The organism is Saccharothrix sp. NPDC042600, from assembly GCF_040647305.1.
Taxonomy (GTDB): Bacteria; Actinomycetota; Actinomycetes; order Mycobacteriales; family Pseudonocardiaceae; genus Actinosynnema; species Actinosynnema mutabilis.
In genome coordinates this window covers 1-7,164 of the sequence record NZ_JBEZBW010000190.1, presented here as the reverse complement: position 1 = coordinate 7,164, position 7,164 = coordinate 1, and the positions used below count along the sequence as shown (strand labels likewise).

6 protein-coding genes are annotated in these 7,164 nt (G+C 69.8%); 4 read left to right on the top strand and 2 right to left on the bottom strand.

Annotation, left to right across the window (positions count from 1 at the left end; genetic code table 11):
* Positions 1–127: 127 nt before the first annotated feature.
* The gene (locus AB0A74_RS42210) at positions 128–892 is read right to left on the bottom strand and encodes a class I SAM-dependent methyltransferase (protein WP_358258803.1); all 765 of its coding nucleotides are present in this window, start codon (positions 890–892) and stop codon (positions 128–130) included.
* Between the two features lie 50 nt (positions 893–942).
* On the opposite strand from AB0A74_RS42210, the gene lysS reads away from it, so the two are divergent.
* Both lysS and AB0A74_RS42200 read left to right on the top strand, forming a co-directional pair.
* Positions 943–2,454, top strand: coding sequence for a lysine--tRNA ligase (gene lysS, locus AB0A74_RS42205; RefSeq protein WP_343935548.1), 1,512 nt, complete (start codon positions 943–945; stop codon positions 2,452–2,454).
* A 114-nt stretch (positions 2,455–2,568) separates the two neighbouring features.
* Entirely contained in the window at positions 2,569–2,916 is a 348-nt protein-coding gene (locus AB0A74_RS42200) for an Lsr2 family protein (protein WP_358258801.1), read from the top strand.
* A 170-nt stretch (positions 2,917–3,086) separates the two neighbouring features.
* Here AB0A74_RS42200 and AB0A74_RS42195 read toward each other — a convergent pair whose 3' ends face one another.
* On the bottom strand, positions 3,087–3,896 hold the full coding sequence (locus AB0A74_RS42195; protein WP_358258799.1) for a (2Fe-2S)-binding protein: 810 nt from the start codon (positions 3,894–3,896) through the stop codon (positions 3,087–3,089).
* A 326-nt stretch (positions 3,897–4,222) separates the two neighbouring features.
* On the opposite strand from AB0A74_RS42195, the gene AB0A74_RS42190 reads away from it, so the two are divergent.
* Positions 4,223–6,781: an ATP-dependent Clp protease ATP-binding subunit gene (locus AB0A74_RS42190; RefSeq protein ID WP_358258797.1), complete on the top strand. Its 2,559-nt coding sequence runs from the start codon at positions 4,223–4,225 to the stop codon at positions 6,779–6,781.
* A 168-nt stretch (positions 6,782–6,949) separates the two neighbouring features.
* Positions 6,950–7,164: hypothetical protein (locus AB0A74_RS42185; protein ID WP_358258795.1), on the top strand; the 215-nt coding region annotated here is incomplete at its 3' end.

Here is a 7,164-nt window from a genome sequence, read left to right as displayed (position 1 = left end):
TTTTTCAGGCCGACCCCGGCGATCTGTGGTTGGGCTGCGCCCAGGCCGTACGGGGGACGAACCGAGGCCCTTCCTGTGGCTGATAGCCCTTCGAAGTGCGCCTGGGCGCGGGGGTGGGTGGTGGGGGTCAGGTGCGGATCATGCGCTTGACGTAGGTGATCAAGGGCATGTCGAACTCGCCCTGCGCGGTTTCGGGGTGGGAGCGTAGGTGGGTCAGCATCCGGTCCAGGAGGGCCTCGCGGTCCTCTCGGCTCATGACCAGGGTGTACGAGTGCGTGCCCACCGTGGCCACCAGGCCTTCCGCCGTGCGGCGGTGGGTGTGGGGGAAGGTGCTGTCCTCAGGGTTCCGGAACAGCGGGTGGTCGGGGAGGGCTCGGCCGGTGACGCCGGTCGCCGCCGCGGCCAAGCCGGCCACCTTGCCGAACTCCGCCACCCACGGGACGGTCAGGTCGTCCATGTTCCACATCGCCGCCAGCACGCCGCCGGGGCGCAGGACGCGCGCGATCTCCGGCAGGGCCTTGTCCGGGTCGAACCAGTGGAACGCCTGCCCCACCAGCACCGCGTCCATCGTCGCGTCCGGCACGGGGATGCGTTCCGCCGAACCCGGCAGGGCCCGCACGCCGCCGCAGTGGCGGACCAGTTCCGACAGCATGGCCTCGTCCGGCTCGACGGCCGTCACGTGGTGGCCCTCCGCGACGATCCCGCCGGTCAGCTTCCCCGTGCCGGCGGCCAGGTCCAGCACGTCGTGCGGGCCGGGGCCCAGGGGTTCGAGCGACCAGCGGATCGCGGCGGCCGGGTAGTCCGGTCGGTGCTCGGCGTAGGCGGAGGCCTGCGGCCCGAAGGAGTTCGCCCGGCGAGCGGTCAAGTCATCACCCGTCACCGCACCCACCATAGTGAGAACCCGTTCGAATCCCCGAGAGACCTTTCCGTACCCTTCTTGCCGTGAGTGAGCAGCCTGCGAACCCAGCCGTGACCAGTGACGACGACCTGCCCGAGCAGTTGCGCGTGCGCCGGGAGAAGCGGGCGCGGCTGCTGGAACGCGGGGTCGATCCCTATCCCGTCGAACTGCCGCGCACGCACACGTTGCGCGAGGTCCGGGAAGCGCACCCCGACCTGGAACCGGACACCGCCACCGGACAGGTGGTCGGCGTCACCGGTCGGGTGATGTTCTTGCGCAACACCGGCAAGTTGTGCTTCGCGACGCTGCGCGAAGGCGACGGCACCGAACTCCAGGCCATGTTGAGCTTGAACAACGTGGGCGAGGAGTCGCTGGGCGAATGGAAGTCCGACGTCGACTTGGGCGACCACGTATTCGTGCGCGGCGAGGTCATCACGTCCCGGCGCGGTGAACTGTCCGTGATGGCGCACGAGTGGCGGATGGCGGCCAAGGCCCTTCGTCCGCTACCGGTGGCGCACAAGGAACTTGCCGAGGAAACCCGCATTCGCCAGCGGTACGTCGATCTCATCGTCCGCGAGCAGGCCCGCAACACGGTGCGCAACCGGGCCGCCGTCGTGCGGTCGCTGCGGGACTCGTTCCACCGGCGTGGTTTCGTCGAAGTCGAGACCCCGATGTTGCAGACGTTGCAGGGCGGCGCGGCGGCCCGGCCGTTCGTCACCCACTCGAACGCGCTGGACATGGACCTCTTCCTGCGCATCGCGCCGGAGCTGTACCTCAAGCGGTGTGTGGTCGGCGGTATCGAGAAGGTCTTCGAGATCAACCGCAACTTCCGCAACGAAGGCATGGACTCGTCCCATTCGCCCGAGTTCTCCATGCTGGAGTACTACGAGGCGTACGCCACCTACGACACCAACGCGGTGCTGACCCGCGAGCTGGTGCAGGAGGCGGCGCTGGCCGTCGCCGGGTCGCACGTGGTGACCCTGGCCGACGGCACGGAGTACGACCTGGGCGGCGAGTGGACGACCCTCACGATGTACGGGTCGCTGTCGGAGGCGGTGGGCGAGGACGTCACGCCCGCGACGCCCGCCGAGCACCTCCGCAAGCTCGCCGACCGGCACGGCCTGGAGACCGACCCGAAGCTCGGGCACGGCAAGCTGGTCGAACAGCTGTGGGAGCACCTGGTGGGCGACCACCTGCACGCCCCCACCTTTGTGCGGGATTTCCCCGTCGAGACCTCCCCGCTGACCCGGCAGCACCGGACGGAACCCGGCGTCGCCGAAAAGTGGGACCTGTACGTGCGGGGATTCGAGTTGGCCACGGGTTACTCGGAACTGGTCGACCCGGTCGTGGAGCGGGAGCGGCTGGAAGCCCAGGCCCGGTTGAGTGCCGCCGGGGACGACGAGGCCATGCCGGTGGACGAAGACTTTCTGCGATCGCTGGAGTACGGAATGCCACCGAGCGGTGGTGTGGGAATGGGCATCGACCGACTGCTGATGGCCATCACCGGCCTCGGTATCCGGGAGACGATCCTGTTCCCCCTCGTGCGCCCTGAATGAAGTAACTTCTCGGACTCCGGTCTGCGCATTGCCGTACTTGTGCGCTAACCTGCACTCGGTAAAGCTTTGGTCGCGGTCGGGGAACACCGCGCATTCGAGTCCAGGAGGATACGCATGGCGCAGAAGGTCACCGTGACCCTGGTCGATGACCTGGACGGTGGGAAGGCGGAGGAGACGGTCGGCTTCGGTTTGGACGGTGTGTCCTACGAGATCGACCTTTCCGCGGATAATGCGGGCAAGCTCCGCGATGCCCTCGCCGACTTCGTCGCCAGTGCTCGCAAGGCGGGCGGTCGCAAGCGCGGTCCGGGTCGTCCGGCCGGTGTGAAGGCGGCGCGTCCCGCGTCCGCCGATCGCGAGCAGAACCAGGCCATTCGGGAGTGGGCGCGCAAGCAGGGGATGAAGGTGTCCGATCGCGGGCGCATCCCGGCGGAGGTGCTGGAGGCCTACCACCAGCAGGGCTGAGATCATTGTCGTGGCGTGCGCCACGTCAATTACGTCAAGCTACGAAGGGGCGCCGGTTTCGACCGGCGCCCCTTCGTTGTTTCCACCCGATCTTGTCGGACGTCGGATGGTGAAGTTCATAACGGTGTCGCGCGCAAGGAAGCGTCGGTGAACGGATGCGCCCGAACGGATCAACGGCCGGCGACGCGCGGACAGGTGTCGCACACCTCGGCACCGGGCAGCGCGTAGTGGAAGCAGCAGCTCTGCCGGCGGCGCGTCCAGCCCGCCTCCGTGGCGTGCAGGGTCGAGGCGGAGGTGAACGGCTCGATCCGGTCGGGGAGCAGCAGGGCGGCGTCCGCGACACCGGCCGGCTCGTCCCCGCAGAGCTGGCCCGCCCGCCACGCCGCGGCGTCCAGGGCGTCGGTGGCCGCCGCCCACAGCATCCGCCGGCCCAGCCGCACGGTCGGCCCGAAGGCCCGCACGAACTCGGCGGCGTGCGCGGCGAACCGGGCCCGCAGCAGGCCGGCCAGGGCGTGGTCGTCGGCGACGACAGTGGCCGCCGGGTCATCGCCCGCCGGGTCGTCGGGCAGGCACGCGAAGTCCTCGGCCAGCAGCGCCACGGCCACGATGTGCGGCCGGCCCTCGTCGGCGATGCGCACCGCCACGTCGGAGGGGCGCAGCGACGGCACCCGGCGCGCCTGGTGGAACAGGGTGCCGCCGACCATCCCCACGACGCTGAGGTACCAGCTCATGACGTACCCGGCCGTGGTGCGCTCCGGGGCCTCGCCGTAGTGCTCGGTGAGCCAGGCGCCCAGGTCGGCGCGCCAGGCGTCGAAGCGGGCGGGCTCGGCCAGCAGGGTCCCGGTGGTGGTCCAGCCGCGGGTGTCGGCCGGGAGGCCGAAGCGGACCTCGCACCACTCGGCGAGGGCGTTCGCCCGGCCGAGGGACCCGGCGATGGGCGTGCGCGCTTCGCGTGCTCGTGTCCTCGCCGGTACGGTCATGGTGGAAGGCCCTCGCGGTCGGTTCTTAAGGCTTGCCTAACCTTACCGAGGTTTGCTCGACTCGGTGGCCGACGGTGACACCGGTCACGTCGCCGGGTCGCCGCGCGGCGGGTGTTCGCGTTGAGCGGACATCGCCCGATCCGTGGAATCTGCCTGGCAGATCCCACGTTGGTACCGGTGTCAGAGATCCCCGAAGGTGACTGCACGCGAACGGGAACTGAGAGTGTCGGGGCTGACGACTACAGTGGTCCCACGGTGCCGCGCTCTCCACGGCCAATGCTGTGGGTGAGCCCGAGGACCGCCGGCGCAGCAGTCAGGGAGTGCGAATGTTCGAAAGGTTCACCGACCGCGCGAGGCGGGTGGTTGTCCTGGCCCAGGAAGAGGCCCGGATGCTCAACCACAACTACATCGGCACCGAGCACATCCTCCTGGGCTTGATCCACGAGGGTGAAGGTGTCGCCGCCAAGGCGCTGGAGTCGTTGGGGATCGCGCTGGAGGGCGTCCGCCAGCAGGTCGAGGAGATCATCGGCCAGGGCCAGCAGGCCCCGTCCGGCCACATCCCCTTCACCCCGCGCGCGAAGAAGGTGCTGGAGCTGTCTCTGCGCGAGGCCCTCCAGCTCGGCCACAACTACATCGGCACCGAGCACATCCTGCTCGGCCTGATCCGCGAGGGCGAGGGCGTCGCCGCGCAGGTCCTGGTCAAGCTGGGCGCGGACCTCAACCGCGTCCGCCAGCAGGTGCTGCAGCTGCTCTCCGGCTACTCGACCAAGGAAGGCGCCGCCGAGTCCAGCGGGCGCGGCGAGGGCACCCCGTCCTCCTCCCTGGTGCTCGACCAGTTCGGGCGGAACCTGACCGCGTCCGCGCGAGAGGGCAAGCTCGACCCGGTGATCGGGCGCACCAAGGAGATCGAGCGGGTCATGCAGGTGCTGTCCCGCCGCACCAAGAACAACCCGGTCCTGATCGGCGAGCCCGGCGTGGGCAAGACCGCCGTCGTCGAGGGGCTGGCGCAGATGGTCGTCAAGGGCGAGGTGCCCGAGACGCTCAAGGACAAGCAGCTCTACACGCTCGACCTGGGCTCGCTGGTGGCCGGCTCGCGCTACCGCGGCGACTTCGAGGAGCGCCTGAAGAAGGTGCTCAAGGAGATCCGCACCCGCGGCGACATCATCCTGTTCATCGACGAGATCCACACGCTGGTGGGCGCCGGCGCGGCCGAGGGCGCGATCGACGCGGCCTCGATCCTCAAGCCGATGCTGGCCCGCGGCGAGCTCCAGACCATCGGCGCGACCACGCTCGACGAGTACCGCAAGTACGTCGAGAAGGACCCCGCCCTGGAGCGCCGGTTCCAGCCGATCCAGGTCGGCGAGCCGTCGCTGGAGCACACCATCGAGATCCTCAAGGGCCTGCGCGACCGGTACGAGGCGCACCACCGCGTCTCCATCACCGACTCGGCGCTGGTCGCCGCCGCGACCCTGGCGGACCGGTACATCAACGACCGGTTCCTCCCGGACAAGGCGATCGACCTGATCGACGAGGCCGGCGCCCGCATGCGCATCCGCCGGATGACCGCGCCGCCGGACCTGCGCGAGTTCGACGAGAAGATCGCCGACGTGCGCCGCGACAAGGAGTCCGCGATCGACGCGCAGGACTTCGAGCGGGCCGCCAAGCTGCGCGACCAGGAGAAGCAGCTGCTCGGCCAGAAGGCCGAGCGGGAGAAGCAGTGGAAGGACGGCGACCTCGACGTCGTCGCCGAGGTGGACGACGAGCAGATCGCCGAGGTCCTGGCGAACTGGACCGGCATCCCCGTGTTCAAGCTCACCGAGGAGGAGACCACCCGTCTGCTCCGCATGGAGGACGAGCTGCACAAGCGGATCATCGGCCAGGTCGACGCGGTCAAGGCCGTGTCGCAGGCGATCCGCCGCACGCGGGCCGGCCTGAAGGACCCGAAGCGCCCGTCCGGCTCGTTCATCTTCGCCGGCCCGTCCGGCGTCGGCAAGACCGAGCTGTCCAAGGCGCTGGCGAACTTCCTGTTCGGCGAGGACGACGCCCTCATCCAGATCGACATGGGCGAGTTCCACGACCGCTACACGGCGTCGCGCCTGTTCGGCGCGCCTCCCGGTTACGTCGGCTACGAAGAGGGCGGCCAGCTCACCGAGAAGGTGCGCCGCAAGCCGTTCTCCGTGGTGCTGTTCGACGAGATCGAGAAGGCGCACCAGGAGGTCTACAACACGCTGCTCCAGGTGCTGGAGGACGGCCGCCTGACCGACGGTCAGGGCCGGACGGTGGACTTCAAGAACACCGTCATCATCTTCACGTCCAACCTGGGCACGTCGGACATCTCCAAGGCCGTGGGCCTGGGCTTCACCTCGGGTCAGGACACCGCGTCCAACTACGAGCGCATGAAGAACAAGGTCAACGACGAGCTGAAGAAGCACTTCCGCCCCGAGTTCCTCAACCGCATCGACGACATCATCGTCTTCCACCAGCTCACGCAGGACGAGATCATCAAGATGGTGGACCTGATGATCGCCCGCGTCGAGCAGCAGTTGAAGAACAAGGACATGGCGATCGAGCTGACCGACAAGGCGAAGAAGCTGCTCGCCAAGCGCGGCTTCGACCCGGTCCTGGGCGCCCGGCCGCTGCGCCGGACGATCCAGCGCGAGATCGAGGACCAGCTGTCGGAGAAGATCCTGTTCGGCGAGATCCAGCCGGGCCAGATCATCATCACCGACGTCGAGGGCTGGGACGGCGGCGAGAACGAGCCGGACGACAAGGCCCACTTCGTCTTCCGCGGCGAGTCGAAGCCCCTGCGGGTGCCCGACGCCCCGCCGGTCGACCTGGCGGCCTCCGGTGGCGACACCGGCGAGTCGGACTCCGAATCCGCCTGACGCACGGCAGCGGAAACGCCCCTCGGGATCTTCCCGGGGGGCGTTTTCCCACTTCGGGGGGTTTCAGCCGATCGAGTGACATGCAGGATCGGGAACCGAACCCCACCTCCCGCGTCCCGTGATGTGGAGAGGTCGCGCGGGCCACGGGGGTGGACGCGGTGGCCTCGGGTGGGGCGACGTGCGGCGTGGGGCTGGGGGCCGGGGCGGCGGGGAGTGGGCGGCTGGCGGCGGCTGGACCCGGGCTCGCGGCATGCCGGCGGCTCGGCGGGCCGGCCGGCGGCTCGGCGGGCGGGCCGGCGGCTCGGCGGGCGGGCCGGCGGCTCGGCGGGCGGGCCGGCGGCTCGGCGGGCGGGCCGGCGGCTCGGCGGGCGGGCCGGTGGCCG